Annotated in this window: 29 protein-coding genes; 11 read left to right on the plus strand and 18 right to left on the minus strand. The window is 71.7% G+C overall.

Annotated features, from left to right (window positions below; translation table 11 throughout):
* Positions 1 to 8: 8 nt before the first annotated feature.
* From fliE to BJ993_RS15030, 8 genes are all read right to left on the minus strand, one after another.
* A complete protein-coding gene (gene fliE / locus BJ993_RS14995) occupies positions 9 to 335 on the minus strand; it encodes a flagellar hook-basal body complex protein FliE (RefSeq protein WP_036547399.1) in 327 nt (108 codons plus the stop codon).
* Positions 335 to 727, minus strand: a complete 393-nt coding sequence (locus BJ993_RS15000) for a flagellar basal body rod protein FlgC (protein ID WP_036547402.1) — start codon at positions 725 to 727, stop codon at positions 335 to 337. Before BJ993_RS15000 ends, fliE begins: the two co-directional genes overlap by 1 nt.
* Positions 727 to 1,098, minus strand: coding sequence for a flagellar basal body rod protein FlgB (gene flgB / locus BJ993_RS15005; RefSeq protein WP_036547405.1), 372 nt, complete (start codon positions 1,096 to 1,098; stop codon positions 727 to 729). Before flgB ends, BJ993_RS15000 begins: the two co-directional genes overlap by 1 nt.
* Positions 1,099 to 1,313: 215 nt before the next feature.
* Positions 1,314 to 1,796 (minus strand): hypothetical protein, encoded by a 483-nt coding sequence (locus BJ993_RS15010; RefSeq protein WP_036547408.1) that lies wholly within the window; start codon positions 1,794 to 1,796, stop codon positions 1,314 to 1,316.
* Positions 1,797 to 1,807: 11 nt separating this feature from the next.
* The gene (locus BJ993_RS15015) at positions 1,808 to 2,167 is read right to left on the minus strand and encodes a response regulator (RefSeq protein WP_036547411.1); all 360 of its coding nucleotides are present in this window, start codon (positions 2,165 to 2,167) and stop codon (positions 1,808 to 1,810) included.
* Between the two features lie 85 nt (positions 2,168 to 2,252).
* Complete coding sequence (locus BJ993_RS15020; protein WP_179649638.1) at positions 2,253 to 2,750, minus strand: chemotaxis protein CheX; 498 nt, start codon at positions 2,748 to 2,750, stop codon at positions 2,253 to 2,255.
* Complete coding sequence (locus tag BJ993_RS15025; RefSeq protein ID WP_207011017.1) at positions 2,747 to 3,133, minus strand: response regulator; 387 nt, start codon at positions 3,131 to 3,133, stop codon at positions 2,747 to 2,749. The genes BJ993_RS15020 and BJ993_RS15025 overlap by 4 nt, the downstream gene beginning before the upstream one ends.
* Positions 3,134 to 3,144: 11 nt before the next feature.
* Complete coding sequence (locus tag BJ993_RS15030; protein ID WP_179649640.1) at positions 3,145 to 3,987, minus strand: CheR family methyltransferase; 843 nt, start codon at positions 3,985 to 3,987, stop codon at positions 3,145 to 3,147.
* Positions 3,988 to 4,094: 107 nt separating this feature from the next.
* Here BJ993_RS15030 and BJ993_RS15035 point away from each other — a divergent pair, with 107 nt between their 5' ends.
* Positions 4,095 to 5,153 carry a protein-glutamate methylesterase/protein-glutamine glutaminase gene (locus BJ993_RS15035; protein WP_308645581.1) on the plus strand — a complete coding sequence of 353 codons (1,059 nt, stop codon included), beginning with the start codon at positions 4,095 to 4,097 and terminating at the stop codon, positions 5,151 to 5,153.
* Between the two features lie 78 nt (positions 5,154 to 5,231).
* Here the strand turns inward: BJ993_RS15035 and BJ993_RS15040 are convergent, their stop codons facing one another.
* The 5 genes from BJ993_RS15040 to BJ993_RS15060 all read right to left on the minus strand — a co-directional run bounded on the left by BJ993_RS15040 (position 5,232) and on the right by BJ993_RS15060 (position 9,246).
* The gene (locus BJ993_RS15040; protein WP_179649642.1) at positions 5,232 to 5,573 is read right to left on the minus strand and encodes a hypothetical protein; all 342 of its coding nucleotides are present in this window, start codon (positions 5,571 to 5,573) and stop codon (positions 5,232 to 5,234) included.
* Positions 5,570 to 5,962, minus strand: coding sequence for a flagellar export chaperone FliS (fliS, locus tag BJ993_RS15045; protein ID WP_179649644.1), 393 nt, complete (start codon positions 5,960 to 5,962; stop codon positions 5,570 to 5,572). The genes BJ993_RS15040 and fliS overlap by 4 nt, the downstream gene beginning before the upstream one ends.
* A 10-nt stretch (positions 5,963 to 5,972) precedes the next feature.
* Positions 5,973 to 7,307 carry a flagellar filament capping protein FliD gene (gene fliD / locus BJ993_RS15050; RefSeq protein WP_179649646.1) on the minus strand — a complete coding sequence of 445 codons (1,335 nt, stop codon included), beginning with the start codon at positions 7,305 to 7,307 and terminating at the stop codon, positions 5,973 to 5,975.
* A 121-nt stretch (positions 7,308 to 7,428) separates the two neighbouring features.
* Positions 7,429 to 8,229 (minus strand): flagellin N-terminal helical domain-containing protein, encoded by an 801-nt coding sequence (locus tag BJ993_RS15055; protein ID WP_036547430.1) that lies wholly within the window; start codon positions 8,227 to 8,229, stop codon positions 7,429 to 7,431.
* Between the two features lie 171 nt (positions 8,230 to 8,400).
* Positions 8,401 to 9,246, minus strand: a complete 846-nt coding sequence (locus BJ993_RS15060; RefSeq protein ID WP_036547433.1) for a sigma-70 family RNA polymerase sigma factor — start codon at positions 9,244 to 9,246, stop codon at positions 8,401 to 8,403.
* Between the two features lie 225 nt (positions 9,247 to 9,471).
* Between BJ993_RS15060 and flgN the strand changes: the two genes are divergently transcribed.
* The 9 genes from flgN (at position 9,472) to BJ993_RS15105 (ending at position 19,925) form a co-directional block, all read left to right on the plus strand.
* Positions 9,472 to 9,951: a flagellar export chaperone FlgN gene (flgN, locus tag BJ993_RS15065; RefSeq protein ID WP_179649648.1), complete on the plus strand. Its 480-nt coding sequence runs from the start codon at positions 9,472 to 9,474 to the stop codon at positions 9,949 to 9,951.
* On the plus strand, positions 9,951 to 11,354 hold the full coding sequence (gene flgK, locus BJ993_RS15070) for a flagellar hook-associated protein FlgK (protein ID WP_179649650.1): 1,404 nt from the start codon (positions 9,951 to 9,953) through the stop codon (positions 11,352 to 11,354). Before flgN ends, flgK begins: the two co-directional genes overlap by 1 nt.
* The gene (flgL, locus tag BJ993_RS15075; RefSeq protein ID WP_036547440.1) at positions 11,354 to 12,244 is read left to right on the plus strand and encodes a flagellar hook-associated protein FlgL; all 891 of its coding nucleotides are present in this window, start codon (positions 11,354 to 11,356) and stop codon (positions 12,242 to 12,244) included. Before flgK ends, flgL begins: the two co-directional genes overlap by 1 nt.
* 23 nt (positions 12,245 to 12,267) lie before the next feature.
* Positions 12,268 to 12,657 carry a flagellar assembly protein FliW gene (gene fliW, locus BJ993_RS15080; RefSeq protein WP_242530514.1) on the plus strand — a complete coding sequence of 130 codons (390 nt, stop codon included), beginning with the start codon at positions 12,268 to 12,270 and terminating at the stop codon, positions 12,655 to 12,657.
* 17 nt (positions 12,658 to 12,674) lie between these two features.
* On the plus strand, positions 12,675 to 12,920 hold the full coding sequence (csrA, locus tag BJ993_RS15085; protein ID WP_036547445.1) for a carbon storage regulator CsrA: 246 nt from the start codon (positions 12,675 to 12,677) through the stop codon (positions 12,918 to 12,920).
* Between the two features lie 277 nt (positions 12,921 to 13,197).
* Complete coding sequence (locus BJ993_RS15090) at positions 13,198 to 14,529, plus strand: HNH endonuclease signature motif containing protein (RefSeq protein WP_179649652.1); 1,332 nt, start codon at positions 13,198 to 13,200, stop codon at positions 14,527 to 14,529.
* A 295-nt stretch (positions 14,530 to 14,824) separates the two neighbouring features.
* The gene (locus BJ993_RS15095; RefSeq protein WP_179649654.1) at positions 14,825 to 17,137 is read left to right on the plus strand and encodes a chemotaxis protein CheA; all 2,313 of its coding nucleotides are present in this window, start codon (positions 14,825 to 14,827) and stop codon (positions 17,135 to 17,137) included.
* A complete protein-coding gene (locus BJ993_RS15100) occupies positions 17,134 to 17,610 on the plus strand; it encodes a chemotaxis protein CheW (protein WP_036547451.1) in 477 nt (158 codons plus the stop codon). The genes BJ993_RS15095 and BJ993_RS15100 overlap by 4 nt, the downstream gene beginning before the upstream one ends.
* The gene (locus BJ993_RS15105) at positions 17,607 to 19,925 is read left to right on the plus strand and encodes a methyl-accepting chemotaxis protein (RefSeq protein WP_308645582.1); all 2,319 of its coding nucleotides are present in this window, start codon (positions 17,607 to 17,609) and stop codon (positions 19,923 to 19,925) included. The genes BJ993_RS15100 and BJ993_RS15105 overlap by 4 nt, the downstream gene beginning before the upstream one ends.
* A 122-nt stretch (positions 19,926 to 20,047) precedes the next feature.
* Here BJ993_RS15105 and BJ993_RS15110 read toward each other — a convergent pair whose 3' ends face one another.
* Positions 20,048 to 20,737, minus strand: coding sequence for a response regulator (locus BJ993_RS15110; RefSeq protein WP_308645583.1), 690 nt, complete (start codon positions 20,735 to 20,737; stop codon positions 20,048 to 20,050).
* A gap of 134 nt (positions 20,738 to 20,871) precedes the next feature.
* The gene (locus BJ993_RS15115; protein WP_179649656.1) at positions 20,872 to 21,231 is read right to left on the minus strand and encodes a hypothetical protein; all 360 of its coding nucleotides are present in this window, start codon (positions 21,229 to 21,231) and stop codon (positions 20,872 to 20,874) included.
* A 237-nt stretch (positions 21,232 to 21,468) separates the two neighbouring features.
* On the opposite strand from BJ993_RS15115, the gene BJ993_RS15120 reads away from it, so the two are divergent.
* A complete protein-coding gene (locus BJ993_RS15120) occupies positions 21,469 to 22,293 on the plus strand; it encodes a sigma-70 family RNA polymerase sigma factor (protein ID WP_051932424.1) in 825 nt (274 codons plus the stop codon).
* Between the two features lie 95 nt (positions 22,294 to 22,388).
* Here BJ993_RS15120 and BJ993_RS15125 read toward each other — a convergent pair whose 3' ends face one another.
* From BJ993_RS15125 to BJ993_RS15135, 3 genes are read right to left on the minus strand one after another with little or no spacing between them, the layout of a single operon-like run.
* Positions 22,389 to 23,570 carry a zinc-dependent alcohol dehydrogenase gene (locus BJ993_RS15125; RefSeq protein ID WP_179649658.1) on the minus strand — a complete coding sequence of 394 codons (1,182 nt, stop codon included), beginning with the start codon at positions 23,568 to 23,570 and terminating at the stop codon, positions 22,389 to 22,391.
* Between the two features lie 24 nt (positions 23,571 to 23,594).
* Positions 23,595 to 23,810, minus strand: a complete 216-nt coding sequence (locus BJ993_RS15130) for a CDGSH iron-sulfur domain-containing protein (protein ID WP_036547460.1) — start codon at positions 23,808 to 23,810, stop codon at positions 23,595 to 23,597.
* Positions 23,807 to 24,844, minus strand: a complete 1,038-nt coding sequence (locus BJ993_RS15135) for an iron-containing redox enzyme family protein (RefSeq protein ID WP_179649660.1) — start codon at positions 24,842 to 24,844, stop codon at positions 23,807 to 23,809. The genes BJ993_RS15130 and BJ993_RS15135 overlap by 4 nt, the downstream gene beginning before the upstream one ends.
* Positions 24,845 to 24,951: the final 107 nt, after the last annotated feature.

The raw sequence follows: 24,951 nt of genomic DNA on the forward strand, positions 1-24,951 counted from the left end.
CGTCGGCCTCAGACCTGCATCCGCATGATCTCGTTGAACGCGTCGACGGCCTTGTTGCGCAGCGCCACGGTCAGCTGGCTGGCGACCGACGCCTCACTGGCGGCGATCGTGTAGTCGTGGATGTTCTCGAGCTTGCCGGTGGCCGCCTGCACCGCGAGGCCGTCGGCCTTGTCGGTCAGGCCCTCGAGCCGGTCGAGGCCGTCGAGCACCAGCGACCCGAACTCGGTGTCGGAGCCCGGCGTCGCCTGGACCTGGGTGCTGGGCGTGATCGAGAGCGCGGGGTTGACCGCGGCGGACCCGGACAGGGTCGGGAACTGGAGCGGCGAGATGTCCATCAGCGGTTGCCGATCTGGAGCGCCGCGGAGTAGGTGTCCTGGGCGGTCTTGGTGACCTGCACCGAGGCCTGGTAGCCGCGCTGCGCCATGACCAGCTCGCTCATCTGCGCGGCCATGTCGACGTCGGGCATCCGGACGTAGCCGTCCTCGTCGGCGAGGGGGTGGTTCGGCGAGCTGACCACGCGGCCCTCGGCGGACGACTGGGCGAAGCCCTCGACGTCGACGCCTCCGTCCTGGCGGGGGTCGAAGACGACGTACGTCGCACGGAACGCCTCGTCGTCGGTCGAGCGGACCGTGTTGACGTTGGCGATGTTGCCGGCGAGGGCGTCCAGCCAGACCTGGTGGGCCCCGAGCGCGGTGTTCGCGATGCGGAGCGAGTCGAAGGCGCCCATCAGCCCGCGCCCCCGCCCATGATCGCGAGCCGCGAGCTGCGGTCGCTGATCGCGCGGCCCATGATCTGGTACTGGTACTGCGTCTGGATCGCCGCGATCGACTCCTTGCGGAGGTCGACGTTGTTGTCGTTGGCACCGACCGGCGTGTCCGTCGCGTCCACCGTGACGCCGACCGCCCCGGGGCCCGAGGTGGTCGCGCTGCCGCGCTCGATCGCGCGCTCCAGGGCGGACTCGAACTCGACGGCCCGGGCGCGGAAGCCAGGGGTGTCGACGTTGGCGATGTTGTCCGCGATCACGTTCTGCCGGGTGGACAGTCCGTTGATCGCCGTGTGCAACACGAACCCGACGGCGTCGGACGCTGCGAAGGACACGAGCGGATCTCCTCGGAAGGCACCGCCACCGGTTCTCCGGCTCCTGGTGGGGAGCCGTTCGTCCGGGTTGTGTTGCGGTGCAGTCGGTGCCGATCCGTCGGCGGTGGTGAGCAATCCGTCGCTCAGTGCCCCCGATCGGTCCTCGCGATCCGGACCTGAGGCCGACCCGCTGGGACTTGGTCCCGACTAGTTCGTCCGATCGTCTCCGCCGCAGGTCAGGCCAGCAGTACGACGGACAGCGCGCCGCTGCCGTACCCGCCGATCGACACGGCGAGGTCCTCCCGGCGACCGAGCGTCAGGGCGCTGATCCGCAGCTGCGGGTCCAGTGGGGGACCGGCGGGGTGGAGGGCGTGCAGCTTCAGGTGGTCGGCACCTGCCACGTTGAACATCGACGCCGCGATGTTGAGCACCTCGTAGAGGTTCTCGGCGAGGGTGTCGGTCAGCTTGCCGTCCTCGATCGCGGCCTCGGCACCGCCGACCGGCACCAGGCCGATCGCCGCGCCGGCGTGGGCGGAGAGAGCCAGGTCGCAGGCGATCAGCGCGCAGATGCGGAGCTGGTCGTCGACGTACACGGCGATCGAGGCGGCGGTGTCGGGACCGGGCGCGAAGGGTGCGGCCGGCTCGAGGGTGACGTCGCGGCCGAGCAGGTCGGCGAGCAGCTCGCGCACCTGCTTGGGCTGGGGGAGGTGGATGACCATCGGGTTCCCCCTCAGAGCACGCTGCGGAGGGCGTCGTCGAACGCCTCCGGGGTGAACGGCTTGGCGATGAGGAAGGCGGCGCCGGCCGACGCGGCACGCTGCCGCATCTCCTCGGAGCCCTCCGAGGTGACGAAGCCGAAGGCGACGTCGGAGCCGGACGCGCGCAGCGCGGCGAGGCAGTCGATGCCGTTCATCTCGGGCATGTTCCAGTCCGAGAGGACCAGGTCGGGCGCCTCGGAGCGCACCATCTCGAGCGCCTCGCGGCCGTTCTCGGCCTCCACGATGTCGTGGCCGCCGTGCCCGGCCTGGCGCAGGGTGCGGATCACGATCTGCCGCATCACGCGGCTGTCGTCGGCGATCAGGATCTTCATCAGGACCTCACTGGCTCCGGTTCTCGGGTGGTTCGGGTGGTTCGGGTGGTTCGGGTTGATCGGGTGGTTCGGGTTGATCGGGTGGTCAGGCCGGCACGTGGATGCAGATGCGCACCGGCGCGCCGCGCCAGGCGAGGTCCAGGCGGCACACCTCGGCGACGTCGCTGGCGAAGGCGGCGCGGCCCGCGGCGACGGCCGGCAGAGACAGCACGCTCGGCCCGGGCATGAGGCTCTTCACGTTGCCGCCGACCATGTTGACCAGCTCGCCGACCGCGTCGGCGATGTCGCCGTCGGCGACCGGCTCGCCCTCGGGGAGTGCGAGCATCCGGGCGCTGAGCTGCTGCGCGACGCCCTCGTCGAGCTCGACGGTGACGACGCCGGCCCAGCCGCCGCTCACGGTCACCGAGGACGACCAGACGCCGGTCGCGTCGAAGGGCGTGCCGGGCGGCACCATCCGCGGGACGAGGACCTCGTCCTCGCCGACCAGGGCCAGCCACACGTCCTCGGTGACGGCCTGCAGGTCGTCGACGGTCGGGGCGTCGGCCTCGTCGGGGGAGGCCTCGAAGAAGGTCAGCACGTTCATGCCCACGCCCCCTGCTCGGTCTCGGCCGGGACGAGGCCGAGCAGCGAGAGCTTCTCGACGATCGCGTCCGGCGTGAACGGCTTGATGACGTACTCGTGGGCGCCGGCGGCCAGCGCGCGCACGATGTTGCGCTGCTCGCTCTCGGTCGTCACCATCATCAGCGTCACGTCCCGCCACTCGGGGTTGGCACGCACCTGCGTGATGAACGTGTAGCCGTCCATCACGGGCATGTTCCAGTCGACCAGGCAGACGTCGGGTACGACGCCCGCGTTCATCTGGTCGAGGGCGGCCTGGCCGTGCTCGGCCTCGGTGGTCTCGAAGTCGAGCCCGGTGACGATGCGGCGCAGGATGCTGCGCATCGCCCGGGAGTCGTCGATGATCATGGCTCGCACGATCAGGCTCCTGTCCTGGAGAGGGTCATGGCGGATGCCCGGCGGTAGGCGGGCACGCGGCCGATCTGGTCGCGCCGCCACGAGGCGGTGAGGTCGGCCGGCATGTCGAGGGTGGTCTCGGAGGACCCGAGCAGCAGGTAGCCGTCGGGGGTGAGCATCGGCAGCATCCGGCGCAGGATGTCCGCCTTCGTCTCGGCGTCGAAGTAGATGAGGACGTTGCGCAGCCAGATCACGTCGAACGTGCCGAGCATCGGGAAGGGCGCCGCGAGGTTGAGGTGCTTGACGCTCACCCGCTCCCGCAGCCGCTCGGCGATCTCCCAGTCGCGCCCGACCCGGGAGAAGTAGCGGACCAGGCTGGTCGCGGGCAGGCCGCGGTTGACCTCGACCTGGCTGTACCTGCCGGCCCGCACCCGGTCGAGCATCTGGGTCGAGATGTCGGTGCAGACGATCTCGTACTCCCAGCCGGACGGCAGGTGCTGGTCGAGGAGCATCGCGATCGAGTAGGCCTCCTGGCCGCTCGAGCACGCCGCGCTCCAGATCCGCAGGCGGCGGGACGTCGCCCGTTCCTCCAGGAGCGCGGGGAGCATCGCGTCCGTGAACGCCTGGTAGGGCGTGTGGTCGCGGAACCAGCTGGTCTCGTTGATGGTGAGCGCGTCGATCACCTTGCGCCGTTCGTCGGCGTCGAAGGCGAGCCGCGCGACGTACTCCTCGAGCCCGAGTCCCTTGGCGTTCGCCAGCGGGGTGAGACGTGCTTCGACGAGGTACTCCTTGCCCTCGTCGTACACCATCGACGTCTCGCGGCGAACCAGCGCCGAGACGGACGCGAAGGCGGAAGGGGCGGTCATGCCCGCTCCTTCGGCCGCGCACGGTAGTCCCTGACGAAAAGCACCGAAATCGCGTGCGATCGGGTGCTTTTCGTCAGGGACTATCCCTGTGGGCCGATGGGTGGCCCGTGACCAGGATCAGGGTGCTCGTCGTGGACGACTCGGCGTTGGTACGACGGCTGGTGACGACCGCGCTCGGGAGTGCCAGCGACATCGAGGTGGTCGGCATGGCCCGGGACGGCCTCGAGGCGGTCCGGATGGTCGACGAGCTCCGGCCCGACGTGGTCACGCTCGACATCGAGATGCCGAACCTCGACGGCCTCGGCGCGCTGACCCGGATCCGGGAGAAGCACGCGCGGCTCCCGGTCATCATGTTCTCGACACTGACCGAGCGCGGCGCGACCGCGACCCTCGACGCCCTGTCACGTGGCGCGAGCGACTACGTGACCAAGCCGAGCAACACCGGGCAGATCGCCGACGGCATCGCCGCCGTGCGCGACCAGCTGGTGCCGCGGATCCGCGCCCTGGCGGGCCTGCGCAAGCTGACCCCCGGCGCCGGCGGCCCGATCGTGCGTCGCGAGCGGTCGGCACCGGCGCCGAAGTCCGTCACCGCCCTGCTGATCGGCTGCTCCACCGGCGGTCCCGACGCCCTCGCCCGCTTCCTGCCGCGGCTGCCCGCCGACCTGGGCATCCCCGTGCTCGTCGTGCAGCACATGCCCCCGGTATTCACCGCGATGCTCGCCCAGCGACTCGACAAGGTCTCGCCGCTCGAGGTGCGCGAGGCCGTTGACGGGGACGAGGTGCGCGCCGGCCGCGTCCTGCTCGCCCCGGGCGACTTCCACCTCCGCGTCCAGCGTCGCGGCACGGGCGTCCGCGCCGTGCTCGACCAGGGACCGCAGGAGAACTTCTGCCGTCCCGCCGTGGACGTGCTCTTCCGCTCCGCGCTCGAGGTGTACGGCGGCAGCGCGCTGGCCACCGTGCTGACCGGGATGGGCCAGGACGGTCTCGCCGGGGCCCGGCAGCTCGCCGCGGCCGGCGCCCGGATCCTCGTCCAGGACGAGGACTCCTCGGTCGTGTGGGGGATGCCGGGTGCGGTCGCGGGCGCCGGACTCGCCGACGACGTACTGCCGCTGGAGGAGCTGGCGGACCGCGTCGTCGGGGCGGTCCGGCGCTCGCGCGCTGCTTGAGCTGGCCGTCCCGAGGACGACGAAGGCCCCGAGGTCCCGTGCGGGACCTCGGGGCCTTCGTCGTGCGGCAGGCGCCTCTCAGGCGGTGATGTCGAGGTAGACCGGGTGCGCGGGCGTGCTGGTCGCGTCCGCCACCCGGTCCGCCACCCTCCGCTGGTGGTGCTTGTCCGACAGCAGCGCGGGGATGGCGGCCATCAACCGCTGCTGGCGGGCCAGCAGCTGTCGCGCCCGGGGCACGAACTCGTCGGGGATCGGGCCGAGGTCGGTCGGCGGTGCCCACGGCGGCTCGTCCGGAGCCGCGTGACCGCGGATCAGCTGCTCCGCGCGGTCCGCGTGGGCCTCCAGCCGGTCGAGGGCCTCGCGCCAGGTCACAGGTCGCCGGGGCTGCTCGGGCAGCCCGGGCGCAGGTACGGCGGTCACTGGATCGCCGCCGCCATCGCGGCCTCGCGCCAGGTGTCGCACAGCTGCCGGGCGAGGCCGAGGGCCTCCTCCGACTTCGCCGGGTCGCGCTTCACGTTGGCCTCGACGAGGCAGCCCCGGAGGTACTGGTAGAGCGAGAGCAGCTGCGGCCCCGCCGGCATCCGGTCGACGTCGAGGCTCGACTCGAGCTCGACGACGATGTCCTGGGCGTGCAGGAGGTGCTGGTGGGCCGCCGGCCAGTCGCCGGACTGCTGGGCGGCGAGCGCGCGCTCGCCGTCGAGGACGAGGCGCTCGACCAGCATCACCAGCAGGCGTGCCGGGGAGGCCGTGGCGACGGCGTTCTCGCGGTAGGCGCTCTGCGCGCTGTGCACCGATCGGGTGGCGTACATGGGGCGGTCCTCACTGGGTGGATGCGGACAGGGAGTCGAGCTGGCTGGTGAGCCATGTCGACTGGCTGTTGAGCTGGGAGAGGGCGGTCTCGAGGGCGGTGTACTGCCGCTCGAGGGTCTGGCGTCGCAGCTCGAGGCGGTCGTCCCACCGCTCGATGCTGGCGTTGAGCCGGGTGATCGTGGAGGTGTGGGTGGTGATCGCGGCGGTCACCGTGCCGTCGTACTTGTCGCTGGCGGCCTCGGCGACCTTCTGGACCCGGGCGGCGAAGCCGGTGGGTCCGGTGAACGCGGCGGCGGTGGCCACGGGGTCGGCGGCGTACGACTCGGCGAACTTCTTCGGGTCGAAGGTGACCTTGCCGTAGCGGTCGACCTGGATGCCGTACTTGGCCATCGAGGTGCCGTCCGGCGGGTAGATCGTGTCCTGCAGGGCACCCGCGACGCGGCGCAGGGTGCTGTCGCCGGCGAGGGTTCCCCTCGCCTCCGGCGTGTTGGAGGTCAGCGTGCCGATCTGGGTGAGGACCGCGTTGAGCTGGTCGACGAAGCCCTTGGCCGCGGCCGACTGGCCGTCGGCGTCGCGGGCGACCGTCAGGTCGGCGGTCCCGGTGGCGCTCGCGCCGAGCGTGATCGTCACCCCCGGTACGACGTCGGCGAAGGTGTTGCTCGTCGAGGTGGCCGTGATCCCGCCGATCGAGATGCTGGCGTCGCGGCCGGCCCGCACCGTGGTGCCGCCGAGGAGCGCGGCGCCGGTGCTGTCGGTGAGCTCGAAGTCCTGGCTCGCTCCCGTGGCGGTGGACTCCACCAGCAGGCGGTACTGGTCGACCCCGCCACTGCTCCCGGTCCGCACGAGCGTGGCCCGGACGCCGGCGTCGGCGGCGTTGATCGCCCCGGCCAGCTCCTCGAGGGTGCCGTTGGCGGTGTCGACCTGGAGGTCGGCCTCGCCGGACCGCTTGAGCACGACGCTCGTCGTCGCGCCGGTGACCACTTCGGTCTTCGCGTGGGCATCGGTGAACGCGACCTGGTGGGTCAGCGCGGTCTGGCCCACGGTGACCGTGAACGCCCCCGGCGTCGCCGCGGACGTCGCGGTGACGGCGACACCGGTGTTGCTCGAGGTCGCCTTGAGGGTGGACCACGTGCCGGTCGTCGGGACCGCCATGTCCTTGCCCGCCGTGGCGAGGGCCTGCAGCGCGGTGTTGAGCTTCTGGAGGGCGGTGACCTTGCCCTGCTCCGTGGTGACCTGCGTCTTCAACTTCGTCTGCGACGCAGCCTCGAGCGTCATCAGCTGGTTGATGATGCTCGCGGTGTCGAGTCCGCTGGCGAGTCCGCCGATGCTGCTCGTGCCGGCCATGGGGTCCTCCTGGGTGGCGGGTGGGGGAGCACGTGCGGGCGCTGGTCAGTCCAGGCAATGGCAAGTGCCGGTGGGGCCGGTCGGCCCCACCGGCACTTGTGGGTTCAGCTGGTGGTGCGGATCAGCCGCGGAGCAGCTGGAGCACGCCGTTGGGGGCCGAGTTGGCCTGGGCGAGCATGGCCGTGCCGGCCTGGCTGAGGATCTGCGAGCGGGTGAGGCTCATCATCTCCTGGGCCATGTCGGTGTCGCGGATGCGCGACTCGGAGGCCGACAGGTTCTCGATCGCGACGTTGACGTTGTTGATCGTGTGCTCGAACCGGTTCTGCACCGCACCGAGCTCGGCACGCTGGGTGGAGACCTCGGTGATCGCGGCCTGCAGCGTGTTGCTGTCGGTGATGTCGACGGCGGCGACCGCGGCACCGGCGGTGAAGTCGGCCAGCGCGGTGGCCGAGATCGCGATGGTGTCGGTGTTGTCGTAGCCGACCTGGAAGGTGAGCGCAGCGCCGGCGAAGAGGTCGACACCGTTGAACTTGGTGTTGTCCTTGATCCGGGTGATCTCCGTGTTCAGCGCGTCGAACTCCGCCTGCAGGGCCGCCTGCGACTCGGTGTTCTGGGTGCCGTTGTTGTACTGCACGGAGAGGTCGTTCATGCGCTGCAGCATGGAGTGGACCTCGGTGAGCGCACCTTCGGCGGTCTGTGCGACCGAGACGCCGTCCTGGGCGTTGCGGACCGCGACCTTCAGGCCGCCGACCTGCGAGCGCAGGCCCTCGGAGATGGCCAGACCGGCGGCGTCGTCGGCGGCCCGGTTGATCCGGAAGCCCGACGACAGCTTCTCCATCGACTTCGAGAGCTGGTTCTGCGTGACCGACAGGTTGCGGTACGAGTTCGTGGCCTCGATGTTCTGGTTGATGCGAAGACCCATGATGTTTCCCTCCTGGAATCAGGTCGTCCTGTGGTTCTCGGGTGACCGTCCGTGGTCTCCCGTCGGGGTGGTGATCGGTACGCCGACCCCGGGCTTGAGAGGTTTTCGGGGGAAGTTCGTCGAGGAGGTTGCGCAGCAACCGTCACGAGACGCCTCGCCCCGGTGCAGCTGCTAGCCGACGGCGTCGAGCGGCGTGACGACGCCGCGGCGTACACCGTCGGCGTGCCGGGCCGCGACGGCCGCGAAGTACGACTCCCGGCGGCGCTGGGCCACGCCGCCGGCCTTGCCGGCGGGCTTGAGCAGCGCCGGCTCGAGGGCGTGGTTGAGCGCGTCGCGCAGCAGGGTGAGCGCCTCGGCGCGCATCTGCGAGATGCGGGAGTCGGTGACGCCGAGCTCGGCGGCGATGTCGGCCATCGGCCGCTCGGCGAAGAAGTAGTCCTGGACGACGATCCGCAGCCGCTCGGGCAGCTCCTCGATCGCCTCGCGCAGGTAGGTCAGCCGCTCGGCATGCTCGACCAGGTCCTCCGGGGACGGGGCACGGGTGGGGACCAGCTCCTCGATCGGGGTCGTCGCCGACCCCTGCAGCGACAGGACCTGGGCGCGGGACACGTCGTCGTCGTTGGCGGCGACCTCGTCGGGCGTCATCCCGGCGGCCTGCGCGACCTCCGCGACGGTCGGCGTGCGGCCGAGCACGTTGGCGAGCTGGCTGCGGGTCTCGGCGAGGTCGCGGGCCCGGCGCCGGACGGACCGGGAGGCCCAGTCGACCGAGCGGAGCTCGTCGAGCAGCGCGCCGCGGATGCGGGTGGCGGCGTACCGGTCGAACGGGACGCCACGCTCGGGGTCGAAGGCCCGGGCGGCGAGGACGAGGGCGGTCAGCCCGGCCGAGGTGAGGTCGTCGCGACTCACGTGCGACGGCACCCTGCCCATCGTCTCGCGGACGATGTGGCCGACCAGGGGCATGTGGGTGGTGATCAGCTCGTCCGTCTCGGCGGCGACGGTGCCCTCGTACTCGTTCACGTCCCTGAGATTCCGGCAACGGTCCGGCGTGTCGCACGCGAATTCGATGCGAGTGACCGCTCGGTGGGGCAATACGGGACCGAGGTCCCGGAACCGTGTGGTTCCTTGTGGGGTGGGGGTGCAGGGACATCCGGCCGAAACTGCTCAGGTCGCTTCCGTCGTGATCGATGGGGGTGCTACAGACACCCCGCATCTCGGGGGCGGAGCAGAGAGGCCGGACGATCGATGGACAGGCTGTCGCAGATCCTGTGGCGTGAGCGCGAGCTGCTCGAGACACTCGCCTACAAGCTCGAGGTCGAGCGGATGGTGCTCGCCTCCGGCAAGACCCGCTGGCTGGTCAACGTCACGCGGGAGATCGAGGAGGTCCTGGAGGACCTCCGCGCCACCGAGGTGCTGCGGGCGACCGCCGCCGACGAGGCCGCCGAGGCCCTCGGGCTGACGCCCAACCCGTCGCTCGGCGCGCTGTCCGAGGCCGCCCCCGACCCGTGGGCCGGCATCCTGCGCGACCACCGCGACGCGATGGTCGCCCTGGCCCGTGAGATCGCCGAGACGTCCGAGGACGCCAAGGGCCTGATCACGGCCGGCTACCGCTCGGCCCGCGAGACCCTGCTCGCCCTGGGGGGTACGACGACCGCGAGCTACACCCCGTCGGGCGACGCCGTGCTGACCCCGGCCGCCACCCGGCTCGTCGACCGGAGCCTGTGATGGCGGGCTCCTTCGGCGCGATCACCTCCGCGAGCGCGGCGCTGCGCTTCCAGCAGGTCGCCCTCGACGTCGCCGGCAGCAACATCTCCAACGCCAGCACCGACGGCTACGTCCGCCGTCGCGTGGTCGGCGAGAGCATCAGCACCAACGTCCCCGCGATGTGGTCGCGCTCCGACAACTTCGGCGGCACCGTCGGCGTCGGCGAGGTCCGCCGCATGGTCGACCCGCTGCTCGACATCCGCGTGCGCCGCGAGCACGGCTCGCTGTCCTACCTCGAGACGCAGCAGACGATCCTCGCGCGCGTCGAGGAGGGCATCGGCGAGCCCGGCGACAACGGCGTGTACGCCGCCATCCTCGACTTCCGCAACGCCTGGCAGGACCTCTCGACCAACCCCGGCGGCGACGCCGCGCGGCAGCAGGTGCTCGGCAGCGCCGAGACGCTCGCGCAGGCGCTGCGGATCCAGGTCGCCAACGTCGCCGGCGAGGAGGCCGACCAGCGGGTCCACCTCAACAACGTCGTCGACGAGGTCAACACCGCGGCCGCCGGCATCGCCGAGCTCAACCACAACATCCTCGTCACCGAGCAGAACGGCACCGACGCGGGCACCCTGCGCGACCAGCGCGACCAGCTCGCGCTGCGGCTGGCCGAGCTCGCCGGCGCGGTCACGACCGTCCGCGCGGACGGCCAGTTCGACGTCACCGTCGGCGGCGAGGCCCTCGTCACCGGCAAGGAGGCGGGCAGCTTCGTGGTCGCCTCCGGCGTGACGCCGGCCGGCGACGCGGACGGGGCGCCGATCACCTTCCGGATCGACGCGAGCTGGGGGAGCACGGTGCTCCCGACCGGCGCGGCCGGTCCCGGCGGCGAGCTGGGCGGGATCACCCAGGTGCTCACGACCACCCTGCCGTCGTACCGGGCAGGGCTGGACGCGATCGCCGCCGACCTCGCCGCGGCCGTCAACACCCAGCACGCGCTCGGGTACGACGCCGCCGGCGCCGCGGGCGGGACGTTCTTCTCCTACGACCCGCTCGTCGGCGCGGCCAGCCTGCAGGTCGCGATCACCGACCCGGCCCTCGTCGCCGCGTCGTCGGTGACCGGGGCAGGGCGCGACGGCGTCAACGCCGACGCGCTGAGCCGGGCCGGCGACGCCGCCGACGCCTACCAGCGCCTGGTCAACGGCTTCGGCACCGCGGTCGCCTCGCTCCAGCGGCAGACCGCCAACCAGACGGCGCTCACCGGGTCGCTCGACGACGCGTGGGAGCAGCAGGCCGGCGTGAACCTCGACGAGGAGACGGTGAACATGATGACCGCACAGCGGTCCTACGAGGCGGCCGCGCGGCTGCTGACCACGCTGGACGAGGTCCTCGACACCCTGATCAACCGGACCGGGCTGGTGGGTCGCTGATGAGCATCGGACGCGTCACCCAGCGGATGCTGACCGAGGGCTCGCTCGACAACCTGCAGCGCGGCCTCGGCCGGCTGGCGAAGGTCCAGGAGCAGCTCTCCACCGGCCGCATCATCAACCGGCCCTCCGACAACCCCACCGGGACCACCGCGTCGATGCGGCTGCGCAGCTCGCTGGCCGACCAGGCGCAGTACTCCCGCAACGCCCAGGACGGCCTCGGCTGGCTGACCCAGGTCGACTCCGCGCTCGACTCCGTGACCACCACGGTCAAGCGGGCCCGCGACCTCGCCCTGCAGGGCGCGAACGCGTCGGCGTCCGGGCCGGTCGCGCGCGAGGCGCTGGCCGTCGAGGTCGAGGGGATCCGCGACGAGCTGGTCTCCCGGGCGAACACGAAGTACCTCGACAGCCCGGTGTTCGGCGGCGTCACCGCCGGGACGGCGGCGTACGACGCCGCGGGCAACTACGTCGGCACGCTCGGCGACGTCAACCGGCGCATCGCCGACGGGGTCGTGGTCAAGGTCGACGTCGACGGGCCGACGGTCTTCGGCGACGGCGCGACGTCGGTGTTCGCCGAGCTGGACGCGCTGGCGACGGCGTTGCGCGCCGGCGACAAGGCGGGGATCAGCGCCTCGATCAACACGCTCAACTCCCGCATCGACACCGTGACCAGCGCCCGGACCGCCGCCGGCACCCGCTTCCAGCGGCTGGAGCAGGCCGACCAGATCGCCTCCGACGCCGGGATCTCGCTGAAGAACCAGCTGAGCACGATCGAGAACGCGGACCTCGCCGAGACCACCGTCGAGCTCAAGCTGCAGGAGGTTGCCTACCAGGCCGCCCTCGGCGCCACCTCCCGTGTCATGCAGCCGAGCCTCCTCGACTTCCTGCGCTGAGGGGACTTGCCACAATGACCCGCATGGACATCCCCGTCATCGAGCTCGCGCACCCCATGCCCGGCTTCCCCGACGACGCCCGCTTCGCGCTGGTGCGCCTGGACGACGACGGCGTGCTGCACGGCTTCCGATCCCTGGACAGCGACGACCTGCAGTTCGTCGTCGTACCGCCGGCGCCGTTCTTCCCCGACTACACGCCCGAGATCGGCGACGAGGTCGTGACCGAGCTCGGCATCGCACCGGAGGACGCGAGCGACGTCCTGGTCCTCCTCGTCGTCCGGGCCGGCGCCTCGCTCGCCGACACGACGGTCAACCTGCGCGCCCCGCTCGTGGTCAACCCGGCCACCCGCCGCGCCAGCCAGGTGATCCTCGAGGACGCGGACCTGCCGCTTGCCGCCCCGCTCGTCGCCTGACCCGATAGCCTCTATCCGTGCTGGTTCTCTCCCGTCGCGTCGGCGAAAGCGTCGTCATCGGTGAGGGCACGCCCGACGCCGTGACCGTCACCGTGCTCGAGGTCCGCGGCGACGTCGTCCGGATCGGCATCGACGCGCCCCGCTCGGTCGCCGTCCACCGCGCCGAGCTCCTCGCCGAGCTCGCCGACGCCAACGCCGAGGCGGCCTCGCCCCCCGCCGACGCCGTCGCCTCCCTCACCGAGGCGCTCCGCTCCCGCCAGTAGCCACCCCCGCTGGTCGAGGAGGTCGCGCAGCGACCGTCACGAGACCTCTGGCTCCGGTGCACCCGCTGTGCCCTTCGGTTGGGTAGGTGATCGGGTCTTCAAGCGCAGCGACGAGGAGGCTGGGTCGGGGCTGGGTTCCGGCGGTCGGGTGCGGTCCGGCAGCTCGTGATCACTCGTCGCACCACTAGCTCTTCACATGCGCCGGATGGAGTTTCCCCTGTCCACAGGCGGGTTTCCGTCGCTTCGTTGTGTCGGAGGTCGATGCAAGAATCCAGTCATGGACCTCGACACCAGCACCGTCTCGACAGCCTCGCTGCTGTCCGAGATCCGTGACGGTGTCGACCTCCGCGACGCCCTCATCGTCCGCGAATGGCAGGCCATCACGTCGTGGGCCGAGGCCAACATCGTCGAAAGTCCCGAAGGTGCCGCGACCCTGACGGAGGGCTACCTCGACACCGGTGTCCCGATCGCCGGCCCCGGCGCCCCGCTCGTGTCGGAGTTCCAGCTGATGGAGCTCATCGCGGTGCTCGGCCGCTCACCGGACGGTGGCCGGTCGTACGTGGGCCAGGTCATCGAGTGCGCCTGGCGCCTCCCGCTTCTCTACGCCGCCATGGTGGACGCCCGGGTCACGCCGTGGCGAGCCCAACGCATCGCCGACCTGACCAGGTCGCTGCCGGCAGAAGCAGCAGCATTCGTGGACCGGCACCTCAACGCCGCCGTCGGCGGCGTCGGCTGGGCACAGCTCGAACGCCTCGTCACCGAGGCGATCCTGCGGTTCGACCCCGAACGCGCCGAGGCCGAACGCCAGGCCGCGAACGACCGCCGCCACTGTGACGTCCACATGGACGAGGTCGACGCGCACGGCGGCGTGCACCTCGACGCCTACCTCGACGCCGCCGACGGCCACGACCTCAACCAAGCCGTCGCCCGCGAGGCGCACCTACGGGGCCAGCTCGGCGACACCGACTCGTTGGACGTGCGTCGTGCGAAGGCTGTGGGTGCGATCGCCCGCCGCGACCTCGCCCTCGACCTGCTGATCGCCGACGAGACGACTGGCGAGGTCATCGCCCAAGCCCCCGGACGTCGGGTGGAGCTGAACGTCCACATCACCGACACCGCCCTGACAGCACAGGCACAGGGGTCTCGTGACGGTCGCTGCGCGACCTCCTCGACCACCAACACCGTCGGTCGCTGGGACGAGGGCCGCTGCCCGGTCACCACCGCACAGATCCGGGAATGGCTGCAGGTCCCGGGCACCACCGTCATCGTCCGACCGGTCATCAACCTGGCCGACTGCATCCCGGTCGACTCCTACGAGATCCCCGACCGCCACCGACACCGCGTGGCGCTGCGAGATCACACCTGCCGGTTCCCCAACTGCCCCCAACAGGCAGTTCGCTGCGACCTCGACCACGCCAAGCCCCATGCCGCGGGCGGCAAGACCTGCCCGTGCAACCTGGTCCCGCTTTGCAGGCGCCATCATCGTGCGAAGACCCACTCGACCTGGCGCTATCTCGTCGTCGTCCCAGGGCACTACTTGTGGACCAGCCCCCACGGCCACCACTTCCACGTCGGCCCCGCCGGCACCCGCCCACTCGACGGCTACTGACCACCAAGCCCCACACCCCGCCCCACCGGCGGGGCCACCGGCGCGTCCGGGACAGACTCAGCCGGACTTCCTCCCGGCCGCGGCCGCGAGGACTCGCCGGATCACCTCCGTCGTCGACGACGCAGAGGCGTGGTCGGTTCGTCATCTCCGGGGCCCATGGCAACCCATCCACCACCAGGCCCCGCGTCCCGACGTCCCCGAACGGATCCACCACCCGGGACCCCGGTCCCGACTCCACGATCGCCCCTCATCCGCCTGCGGCCCGCGCCGATGGACAGCGCGGAAGGGAGGGCCAATGGACGACGACGCAGAGATCATCGCGGAGTTCCTCGTGGAGTCCCACGAGAACCTCGACCAGCTCGACCGTGACCTGGTCGAGCTGGAGCAGCAGCCGGACTCACGGGAGCGGCTGTCGAGCATCTTCCGCACGATCCACACGATCAAGGGCACCAGTGGCTTCCTCGCCTTCAATCGTCTCGAGCAGCTGACGCACGTCGGCGAGACCCTCCTGTCGCGCCTTCGCGACGGTGAGGCGGTGATGACCCCGGTGATCGCCGAGGCGCTGCTGTCCATGGTCGACACCGTCCGCGCGCTGCTCGACGTGATCGAGCGGACCAGCAGCGACACCGACCCCGCGGTCGACGTCGCGCCGGTCGTCGCCGTCATCGAAGACCTGCTGGCCGGGCGCGAGCCCGAGCCCAGCACCGGGACGCTCGTGGCGTCCGAGGCCGGCGGAGCCGCGGAGGAGCCGGTCGTGTCCCCGGCGGACTCCTTCGCGGCACCGCCGGCCCCCGAGCCCGAGCCCGAGCTCGCCCTCGAGCCGACCCCGCAGCCGACCCCGGAGCCCGCCCCCGAGCCGACTCCGGAGCCCGAAGCCGCGGCCCCCGCCGAGCCCGAGTGGGACGGCGTCGAGCGCCGCGCGTCCGACCCCGCCGAGCCGTGGGACGGCGTCGAGCGCCGGACCCGCGTGGAGTCGTCGGTCCGCGTCGACGTCGACCTCCTCGACGACCTGGTCGACCTGGTCGGCGAGCTGGTGCTGACCCGCAACCAGCTGATCCAGCGCAGCCTCGCCTCCGACGACCTCGAGCTGGTGCGCGCGAGCCAGCGGCTCGACCTGGTGGCGAGCGAGCTGCAGGAGTCGGTGATGAAGACCCGCATGCAGCCGATCGGCCAGGTCTGGTCGAAGATGCCGCGCGTCGTCCGCGACCTGTCCCACCAGCTGGGCCGCGAGGTCGAGCTGGTGATGGAGGGTCACGAGACCGAGCTCGACCGCAGCCTCCTCGAGGCCGTCAAGGACCCGCTGACGCACCTGGTGCGCAACTCCCTCGACCACGGCATCGAGCCGCCCGACGTACGCGCCGCGGCCGGCAAGCCCACCAAGGGCACGCTGAGCCTGCGGGCCTACCACGAGTCCGGCCAGGTGGTCGTCGAGATCGCCGACGACGGCAAGGGCATCGACCCCGAGCGGATCGCGGCCGTCGCGCTGGAGCGTGGCGTCGTCACCCGTGACCAGCTCTCCCGGATGGACGGCCGCGAGGTGCTCGGCCTGATCTTCCGCCCCGGCTTCTCCACGGCGGCCGCGGTCTCCAACATCTCCGGCCGCGGCGTCGGGATGGACGTCGTACGGACGAACATCGAGCGGATCGGCGGCAGCGTCGACGTCAGCTCCGAGCCCGGCAGGGGTACGACGACGCGGGTCCGGATCCCGCTCACGCTGGCCATCATCCCGGCGCTCGTCGTCGGCGAGGGCAGCGAGCGCTACGCCATCCCGCAGGCCAACCTGGTCGAGCTGGTCCGGATCGAGGGCGACGACCTGCAGCGCGACGTCGAGGACCTCGCCGGCGCCCCGGTGCTGCGGCTGCGCGGCAAGCTGCTGCCGCTCGTGTCGCTCGCCGGCGTGCTGAGCGGCGAGCCCGCGCCCAGCGGCGAGGCGATCACCGTGGTCGTGCTCCAGTCCGACGACGTGCGCTTCGGCCTGTGCGTCTCGACGGTCCACGACACCCAGGAGATCGTCGTCAAGCCGATCGGCCGCCAGCTCAAGGGGCTGGCGATGTACGCAGGCGCCACCATCATGGGCGACGGCCGTGTCGCCCTCATCCTGGACGTGGCCGGCATCGCCGCCACGTCCGGCGTCGGAGCGACGCAGGCGGAGGCGGTCGACCTCCGCACCGGCGTCGCCGACGACCGCACCGCACTGCTGGTGCTCGAGGTCGCCGACGGCCGCCGCGCAGCCCTCCCGCTCGCGGCGGTCGCTCGGCTCGAGGAGTTCGAGCGGGAGCGGATCGAGCGGAGCGGGACGGCCGAGGTGGTGCAGTACCGCGACGGGATCCTCCCGCTGGTGCGGCTCGCGACGGCGATCGGCCTGCCCGACACGAGCGACCGCAGCGACCAGGTGAGCGTCGTCGTGCACGAGACCGGCGGCGGCAACGGCGCCGGGGGAGCGGTCGGCATCGTCATCGACCGGGTGCTCGACGTGGTCGAGGTCGCGGTCAGCGCGAGCGAGGTCGGACGCCGTACGGGCGTCACGGGCAGCGCCGTCGTGCAGGACCGGGTCACCGACCTGGTCGACCTGGAGGCCGTCGTCGCCCGGTCAGGAGTCCCCGCATGACGATCACCGCCACCGCCCGGACCGCCGAGCAGTACTGCACCTTCTGGGTCTCCGGCCTCTTCTTCGGCGTCGCGGTCGACGAGGTGCAGGAGGTGCTGCGCCTGCAGCCGATGACGCCCGTCCCGCGTGCGGACGAGGCCGTCACCGGCCTGATCAACCTGCGCGGCCAGATCGTCACCGCCGTCGACCTCCGGGTCCGGCTCGGCCTGCCGGCGCGTGCCGCCGGTGAGGTCCCCATGAACGTGATCGTCCGCAGCCGTGGCGAGGTGGTCAGCCTCCTCGTCGACGACATCGGGGACGTGATCGACACCGCCGGCGTGGACGCCCAGCCGGCCCCCTCGAACATGCCCAAGGAGGTGCAGGACGTCGTCCGCGGGGTGCGCCCGCTGCCCGACACCATCCTGCTCGTCCTCGACGCAGACCGCGCGGTCGACGTTGCGACCACGCCCGACACCACCGGAGGAAACCCGTGACCGAGACCCTGGACGTGCCGGTGAACGGCACCGGTCCCGCCAAGTCGACCCGCGCCACCAAGGCCCGCACCGCGATCCCCGTCCCCGACCAGCAGGTCGGCGGCACCGACGCCTCGGCGTTCGCCCTGTCGATGATGGAGAACAGTCCGACGAACATGATGTTCGCGGACCGCGAGTTCGTCATCCGCTACATGAACCCGGCGTCGCTCGAGACCCTCCGCAAGCTGGAGGAGCACCTGCCGGTCAAGGCCGACGACATCGTCGGGTCCAGCCTCGACATCTTCCACAAGACCCCGAGCTACCAGCGCGGCATCCTCTCCGACGCCGGCAACCTGCCGCGTCGCGCCAACATCAAGGTCGGTCCCGAGGTCCTCGACCTCCTGGTCTCGCCGATCCGCGACGCCGCCGGCGAGTACGTCGGCGCGATGGCCACCTGGGAGGTCATCACCGAGAAGGTGCGGATGGAGGAGGAGGTCGCCCGGGTGACCTCGATGATGGAGAACAGCCCCACGAACATGATGTTCGCGGACCGCGACTTCGTCATCCGCTACATGAACCCGGCCTCGCTCAACACCCTGCGCGGGCTCGAGGGCGCGCTGCCGGTCACCGCCGACCAGGTGGTGGGCTCGAGCCTCGACATCTTCCACAAGAACCCCGCCTACCAGCGCGGGATCCTCGAGACGGCCGAGCACCTGCCCCGTCGCGCCGACATCAAGGTCGGCGACGAGACGCTCGACCTGCTCGTCAGCGCGATCACCGACGCCAAGGGCGAGTACATCGGCGCGATGGCCACTTGGGAGGTCATCACCGACCGGCTCCGTGCCGAGCGCGAGCGGGCCGAGGCGGAGGCGGACACCACGGCCGTCAACAAGATCCTCGCCACCCTCGGGTCCGCGACGGACGTCGAGCAGGCGGTGCAGAGCGCCCTCGACACGGTCCGCACGGAGTTCGGCTGGGCCTACGGCTCGTTCTGGAAGGTCGACCCGGCCGACCGGACGCTGAAGTTCGACCGCGAGTCCGGCGACGCCGGCCCCGAGTTCCGTCGGGTCACGCTCCAGGCGTCCTTCGCCGAGGGTGTCGGCCTGTCCGGCCGGGCCTGGGCGCAGCGCGACCTCTACTTCACCCCCGACATCGGTGAGATGACCGACTGCGTGCGGGCGCCCGTGGCCCAGCAGGTCGGCGTGAAGTCCGGTGTCTGCTTCCCGGTCATCGTCGAGGGCGAGGTCGTCGCGACGATGGACTTCTTCGCGACCGAGACCCTGCAGCCGAGCCCCCAGCGGCTCGAGGCACTGCGCAACATCGGCCGCCTGGTGTCCCAGGCGATCGCGCGGATCAACCGCGAGACCGCCGAGCGCGAGGCCGCCGCGGTCCTCGCCGGCAAGGTCGAGCAGATCCTCGACGTGGTCTCGGCCGCGGCGGCCGGCGACCTGACCCGCGAGCTCGACATCGAGGGCGACGACGCCGTCGGCCGCGTGGCCGAGGGCCTGCGCACGCTGCTCACCACCCTGCGCACCAGCATGGGCGACATCGGCGGTACGGCGGAGTCGCTCGCCGCCGCCGCCGGCCAGCTCACGTCGCTGGCCGAGGGCATGGGCGAGGGCGCCTCGATGACGTCCGACCGTGCGGCGTCGGCGTCGAGCGCGTCGGTGCAGGTGTCGGCGTCCATCCAGACCGTCGCCACGGCGGCGGAGGAGATGACCGCGTCGATCCGCGAGATCGCCAAGAACGCCACCGAGGCGGCCACCGTCGCCACCGACGCCGTGACCGTCGCCTCCGAGGCGCAGGGCACCGTCGCGTCGCTGGGCGAGTCCAGCGCCGAGATCGGCCAGGTCATCAAGGTGATCACCTCGATCGCGCAGCAGACCAACCTGCTCGCCCTCAACGCGACCATCGAGGCCGCCCGCGCCGGTGACGCCGGCAAGGGCTTCGCGGTCGTCGCCAACGAGGTCAAGGAGCTCGCCAAGGAGACCGCCAAGGCGACCGAGGAGATCGGCCAGAAGATCGAGGCCATCCAGAGCGACACCCAGGGTGCCGTCTCCGCGATCAGCCGCATCGCCGACGTGATCGCGAAGATCAACGACATCCAGTCGACGATCGCCTCGGCCGTCGAGGAGCAGACCGCGACGACCAACGAGATCGCCCGCTCCGTCACCGAGGCGGCGGCCGGTGCCAACGGCATCGCTGAGGACGTGACCCAGGTCGCCACGGCTGCCGCCGACACCCGCGAGGGGGCGGAGAACACGCTGACCTCGGCCACCGAGCTCACCGGCATGGCCGGCCAGCTGCGGGACCTGGTCGGACGGTTCAGCCTCTAGGGCCACAGACCCTCCCAGGGAACGCGAAGACCCCCGCCAGGTGAGCCTGGCGGGGGTCTTCTGTCGTACGGGCCACGTCCCCGGTGCGGCCCGGCCGGAGGGAGCTTCCCGGAGGGAGCTCGTCAGCCCACGCGGCGCTCGGCCATGGGCGGAGCGCTGGTGCCCTCGCCGCTGCGCAGCCGTACGGCGAGCAGGGCGGCCTGGGTGCGGTGCTGGAGCCCGAGCCGCGCGAGCAGCCCGGTGACGTGGTTCTTGATCGTCTTCTCGGCGAGGTAGAGCTCCTCGGCGATCTGCCGGTTCGTCATGCCCTCGGCGATGAGGAAGAAGATCTTGCGCTGCTGCGGGGTGAGCTCGCAGATGACGTCGAGCGAGCGCCGCTGCATCTCCATCTGCTCGACCACGCGGCTCGCGACGGTCGGGTCGATGAGCGAGTGGCCGCCGGCGACCAGCTTGATGCCGCTGAGCAGCGAGTTCCCCTCGATGCGCTTGAGCACGTAGCCCGAGGCACCCGCGAGGATCGCCGCCGAGATGGCGTCCGGGTCGTCGTACGTCGTCAGGATGAGGCCCTTGATGTCGGGGTCGACGGACCGCATCTCGCGGCAGATGTCGACGCCGGTGCCGTCGGCGAGGTGGGCGTCGAGGATCGCGACGTCGGGCCGCAGCTCGAGGATCTCGCGCAGGGCGACGGTCGCGCTGCCCGACTGTCCGACGACCTCGATGGTGTCGTCGGTCTCGAGGAGGCTCGCGACGCCGCGACGCACCACTTCGTGGTCGTCGACGAGGTATACGCGGATCGGGGTCTGCTCAGTCACGTGACGATTCTCGGGGCCAACCTGAGTGGAAAACCACCGATACCGGCAGGTAGGGCCGGAGGTCTTTGCGGCATGGCCCGAACGGGCCAGTGGCCCGGGACCGAACGGGGGAGAGTTCCCTCGCGCAGGCCCGCTCAGCGGGCGCGGAGGTCGGCGAGGGCCGCGTGGACGTCGCGCTCGCTGCGCCGCAGCTCCTCGAGGAGGGCGACGATCTCGACGGTCGTCAGGTGTCCGTCGCCGGCCGGAGGGGAGAGCCACTCGTCCGCCTCGTCGGCGGTGATCCGGCCACCGATCTCGAGCCGGTACGTCGTGTCGTCGAGCTCGAACTCGACGTCGGCGACGACCGCTCGGAAGTGCTCGTCGGCCAGCGGGTCGTGGACCAGGACGTGCTCGCCGGGCTCCAGGCCACGGGACAGGTAGTGGTCGCGGTGGCTGACGCCGAGCGAGCGGCTGCGCCGCGTGAACGGGCTGAGCGCCACCACGATCTGCTCCATCGGATCCTCCGTGCGGTCGACGTCCGGCTCGGTGCCGGACACAGTGATCAACCGTGGTCCGACCGTGGTGTTATGCCCGGTGCCGTCCTCTCGCAACTAGTCCTTTCGGACTATTCATCCTGATTCATACGGGTGGTCATACGTATGGATTCGCGCTAGGTTGGGTATCGGCGCTGCAGATGCGCGACATGTGGCCAAGCCCACCGCCACACCGCTTCCGACCATCGGGAGTAGTCCATGTCCATCGCCCTTGAAGTTGAGGTACCCACCATCCCGTCGGCCCATCCGGAGCCGGCACTGCCTTCGGACGAGCGGAAGGCCCGCACCGCGGAGCTGCTCGCCCAGGCCCGCGAGACCAGCGGCGCGGAGCGCGAGGCGCTCCTCGAGCAGGTCATCGTGATCAACATCCCGGTCGCCCGCACGCTCGCCGCGCGCTACCGCAACCGGGGCCAGAGCCAGGACGAGCTCGAGCAGGTCGCCTGCCTCGCCCTGACCCGGGCCGTGCAGTCCTTCGACCCGGAGCTCGGCGACGACCTGCTGGTCTTCGCCGTCCCCACCATCCTCGGTGAGCTGAAGCGGCACTTCCGCTCGGCGAGCTGGGTGGTGCGGCCCCCGCGCCGGGTCCAGGAGATCCGGCCCCGGATCACCGCCATGGAGGCCGAACTCACCCAGGAGCTGGGTCGGCCGCCGTCGCTCGAGGAGCTCGCCGAGGCCGTCGACGCCCCGGTGGACGAGGTCGAGGAGGCCATGGCCTGCGGCGACCTCGCGCACGCGTCCTCGCTCGACGAGCCGGTGTCCGAGACCGGCAGCAGCCTCGCCGAGCTGCTGCCCACCGTCGAGCCGGGCTTCGACCACAGCGAAGCCGTCGTCCTGCTCGGTCCTGCCTGCCGCAAGCTCAAGCCGCGGGACCGCTGGATCCTGCAGATGCGCTTCTACGAGCAGATGACGCAGCAGCAGATCGCCGACGAGCTCGGGGTCACGCAGGTGCAGGTGTCCCGCCTCCTGCAGCGGATCTTCACGGATCTGCGCCGGAGCGTGCTCGGCACCACGCGCGCAGCCTAGGCGCGCACGCCGGCCGAACGACGGCCCACCGACCGGAGATCGCCTGACACGCTCGACGCGTCCGGTCGGAGGGCGGTCGTCGACGGCTGTCGTCGTCACGGCTTGAACAGCACCTTCACCATGCCGTCGCGCTTGTCGCGGAAGTCGCGGTACGCCGCCGGCGCGTCGTCGAGCGCGAGGTGGTGGGTCGCGAAGGACTCCACGCCGAGGTGGTCCTCGGGCTCCATCAGCAGCTCGAGGATGTCGCTGCTCCAGCGGTGCACGTTGGCCTGTCCCATGCGCAGCTGGACCTGCTTGTCGAAGAGCTCCATCAGCGGCATGGGGTCCATCGCTCCGCCGTACACGCCGACGACGGAGATCGTCCCCCCGCGCCGGACGGCGTCGATGGCCAGGTGGAGCGCGGCGAGCCGGTCGACGCCGGCCGACCGCATGAGGGGCCGCGACATCCGGTCGGGGAGCATCCCGACGACCTTCGCCATCGACTCCGCCACCGGCGAGCCGTGCGCCTCCATGCCCACGGCGTCGATGACCGCGTCCGCCCCGCGGCCGCGGGTCAGCTCGCGGACCTGCGCCAGCGTCGGGACCTCGTCGGCGAGGTCCAGCACCTCGGCACCGTACGCCGCCACCCGCGCCCGGCGCTCCGGGACCGGGTCGACCACGATCACCCGGTGGCCGCGGTGCAGCGCGATCCGTGCGCACATGTCACCGATCGGGCCGGCACCGAGCACGAGCAGCGTGTCGTCGGGCTGGAGGCCGGCGTACTCGACCGCCTGCCAGGCCGTCGGCAGCACGTCGGACAGGAAGACGAACCGGTCGTCCGGCGGACCGTCGGGGACCTTGATCGGCAGGGTGTCGCCGAAGGGCACGCGGAGGTACTCCGCCTGCGCGCCCGGCACCTGGCCGTAGAGCCTGCTGTAGCCGAACAGGCTCGCGCCCGTGCCGTGCTCCACGTTCTGGGTGGTCTCGCACTGGCTGTGCAGGCCGCGCGAGCACATCCAGCACGTCCCGCAGCTGATGTTGAAGGGGACCACGACCCGGTCGCCCGGCTGCAGCGAGGTCAACCCGGCGCCCACCTCCTCGACGACGCCGATCGGCTCGTGGCCGACGATGTCGCCCTCCTCCATGAACGGGGCGAGCGGGTCGTAGAGGTGCAGGTCGGACCCGCACAGGCCCGAGGACGTCACCCGGATGATGGCGTCGTCGGGGCGGTTGATCCGTGGGTCCGGGACCTGCTCGACCGTCATCGTGCCCTTGCCCTGCCACGTCACTGCCTTCATGCGTCGCCTCCTCCGGCTCGCGGACTACTCGTCCGTCTGCTCCTTCTTCTTCCTGCGCTTCCTTGCGCGGTGGCTGTCGTCGCACCAGGGCAGCCGCTCGGAGCGGCCGCACCGGCACATCGCGACGACGGCCCGGTCGACCGTGCCGGTCGTCCCGTCGATGCCGACCACCTCGTCGGCGCCGCGGATGAGCAGCGGCCCGCCCGGGCACTCGGTGACGGTGACCCGTCGCGCGCTCATCCGGCCCTCCGGCCGGTGGACTGGCGCGGCGCGGACCTGGCCTCCAGCCAGGCGTCGAGCTGCGCCTGTCCCGCGATCCCGTCGAGGGCCAGGCAGGCCCGTGCCCCCATCAGCACGTCGTCGGCCAGCTCGGGCTCGTCGGTGACGAGGGCGCCGCAGATGGTGCGGATCGCGAGCTGTTCGTGCACGGCGTCGGCCACCACGTGCTCCTCGTAGTACGCCGCCACCTCGTCGGGCAGGCCGAGGCGCCGGGCACCCCGGGCGATCCGGTCGCAGGGCAGCGAGCTGGTCGCCTCGAAGGCGGCGAGGTGGCCCAGGGCCGCACCCCGCAGCCGGCGGTTGAGCGCGAAGAGGGACATCACGTTGACCGAGGCGAGGGTGGCGGCGTCCGCCTCCTCGGCGTACGACGCCAGGTCGGTCGACAGGTCGAGGGAGCGCAGCGCGGCGGCGAACAGCTCCTGGTGCAGCCGGTCGGGGCGTCCGGAGCCGTACTCGTCGTACTGCAGCTCGGCGAGGCCGACCTTCGCGGCGCCGCTGAGGCGCGGCAGCAGGAAGCTGTGCGGGTCGGACTCGCGCAGGTGGTGGACCGCGCGGCGGCGCAGGTAGGAGACGAACTCCTCGCGGGTGGCGCGGCGCTCGAGGAAGCGGACGGTCTCGCCCGGTCCCTCCTTCACCGTCATCCGGGTGAGCTCGCGGGTGACGCGCTCGGCCGGGTCGCCCACGTGGCCCAGCCCGTCCTCCGGAGCGGACTCGTCGGCGAGCGACCTCACGGCCCGCTCGAAGACGCGCTCCAGCGCTGCGCGGCTGACCAGGAGCAGCGGGTCCCACTCGGCGCCGGGGTCGACGCCGTCGTACCCGCGGTAGTGGAGCTCGTAGAGGATCCACAGCGCGAGCTGGAGGTCGCGGTCGGCCAGGGGCAGGACCACGTCGCCGACGGCGCGCGGCTCGGGGACGGGGTGGGGGCCGGTCGCCTCGGCGGTCAGGGCGCGCACGACGCCCTCGCTGAGGGGGCCGCACGGTTCGGGGAGCCGCATCACACGTTCCTTCATGAGTGGGTGGGGCCGGTGTTGTGGCCCGGCGTGACGTTCGGAATGATTGGTCCGCAGGCAAGGGGGGCTGGGCCCGCGTCACGTTCGTGGTC

It is taken from the genome of Nocardioides aromaticivorans (assembly GCF_013408525.1).
GTDB classification, from domain to species: Bacteria; Actinomycetota; Actinomycetes; order Propionibacteriales; family Nocardioidaceae; genus Nocardioides; species Nocardioides aromaticivorans.

Excerpts from the sequence above, each read along its gene's own strand:
- fliE (WP_036547399.1), bottom strand. The coding sequence starts at position 335 with ATGGACATCTCGCCGCTCCAGTTCCCGACCCTGTCCGGGTCCGCCGCG.
- BJ993_RS15000 (WP_036547402.1), bottom strand. The coding sequence starts at position 727 with ATGGGCGCCTTCGACTCGCTCCGCATCGCGAACACCGCGCTCGGGGCC.
- BJ993_RS15010 (WP_036547408.1), bottom strand. The coding sequence starts at position 1,796 with ATGGTCATCCACCTCCCCCAGCCCAAGCAGGTGCGCGAGCTGCTCGCC.
- BJ993_RS15015 (WP_036547411.1), bottom strand. The coding sequence starts at position 2,167 with ATGAAGATCCTGATCGCCGACGACAGCCGCGTGATGCGGCAGATCGTG.
- BJ993_RS15020 (WP_179649638.1), bottom strand. The coding sequence starts at position 2,750 with ATGAACGTGCTGACCTTCTTCGAGGCCTCCCCCGACGAGGCCGACGCC.
- BJ993_RS15025 (WP_207011017.1), bottom strand. The coding sequence starts at position 3,133 with ATGATCATCGACGACTCCCGGGCGATGCGCAGCATCCTGCGCCGCATC.
- BJ993_RS15030 (WP_179649640.1), bottom strand. The coding sequence starts at position 3,987 with ATGACCGCCCCTTCCGCCTTCGCGTCCGTCTCGGCGCTGGTTCGCCGC.
- fliS (WP_179649644.1), bottom strand. The coding sequence starts at position 5,962 with ATGTACGCCACCCGATCGGTGCACAGCGCGCAGAGCGCCTACCGCGAG.
- fliD (WP_179649646.1), bottom strand. The coding sequence starts at position 7,307 with ATGGCCGGCACGAGCAGCATCGGCGGACTCGCCAGCGGACTCGACACC.
- BJ993_RS15055 (WP_036547430.1), bottom strand. The coding sequence starts at position 8,229 with ATGGGTCTTCGCATCAACCAGAACATCGAGGCCACGAACTCGTACCGC.
- flgN (WP_179649648.1), top strand. The coding sequence starts at position 9,472 with ATGGACAGGCTGTCGCAGATCCTGTGGCGTGAGCGCGAGCTGCTCGAG.
- flgK (WP_179649650.1), top strand. The coding sequence starts at position 9,951 with ATGGCGGGCTCCTTCGGCGCGATCACCTCCGCGAGCGCGGCGCTGCGC.
- flgL (WP_036547440.1), top strand. The coding sequence starts at position 11,354 with ATGAGCATCGGACGCGTCACCCAGCGGATGCTGACCGAGGGCTCGCTC.
- fliW (WP_242530514.1), top strand. The coding sequence starts at position 12,268 with ATGGACATCCCCGTCATCGAGCTCGCGCACCCCATGCCCGGCTTCCCC.
- BJ993_RS15090 (WP_179649652.1), top strand. The coding sequence starts at position 13,198 with ATGGACCTCGACACCAGCACCGTCTCGACAGCCTCGCTGCTGTCCGAG.
- BJ993_RS15095 (WP_179649654.1), top strand. The coding sequence starts at position 14,825 with ATGGACGACGACGCAGAGATCATCGCGGAGTTCCTCGTGGAGTCCCAC.
- BJ993_RS15100 (WP_036547451.1), top strand. The coding sequence starts at position 17,134 with ATGACGATCACCGCCACCGCCCGGACCGCCGAGCAGTACTGCACCTTC.
- BJ993_RS15115 (WP_179649656.1), bottom strand. The coding sequence starts at position 21,231 with ATGGAGCAGATCGTGGTGGCGCTCAGCCCGTTCACGCGGCGCAGCCGC.
- BJ993_RS15120 (WP_051932424.1), top strand. The coding sequence starts at position 21,469 with ATGTCCATCGCCCTTGAAGTTGAGGTACCCACCATCCCGTCGGCCCAT.
- BJ993_RS15125 (WP_179649658.1), bottom strand. The coding sequence starts at position 23,570 with ATGAAGGCAGTGACGTGGCAGGGCAAGGGCACGATGACGGTCGAGCAG.
- BJ993_RS15130 (WP_036547460.1), bottom strand. The coding sequence starts at position 23,810 with ATGAGCGCGCGACGGGTCACCGTCACCGAGTGCCCGGGCGGGCCGCTG.
- BJ993_RS15135 (WP_179649660.1), bottom strand. The coding sequence starts at position 24,844 with ATGCGGCTCCCCGAACCGTGCGGCCCCCTCAGCGAGGGCGTCGTGCGC.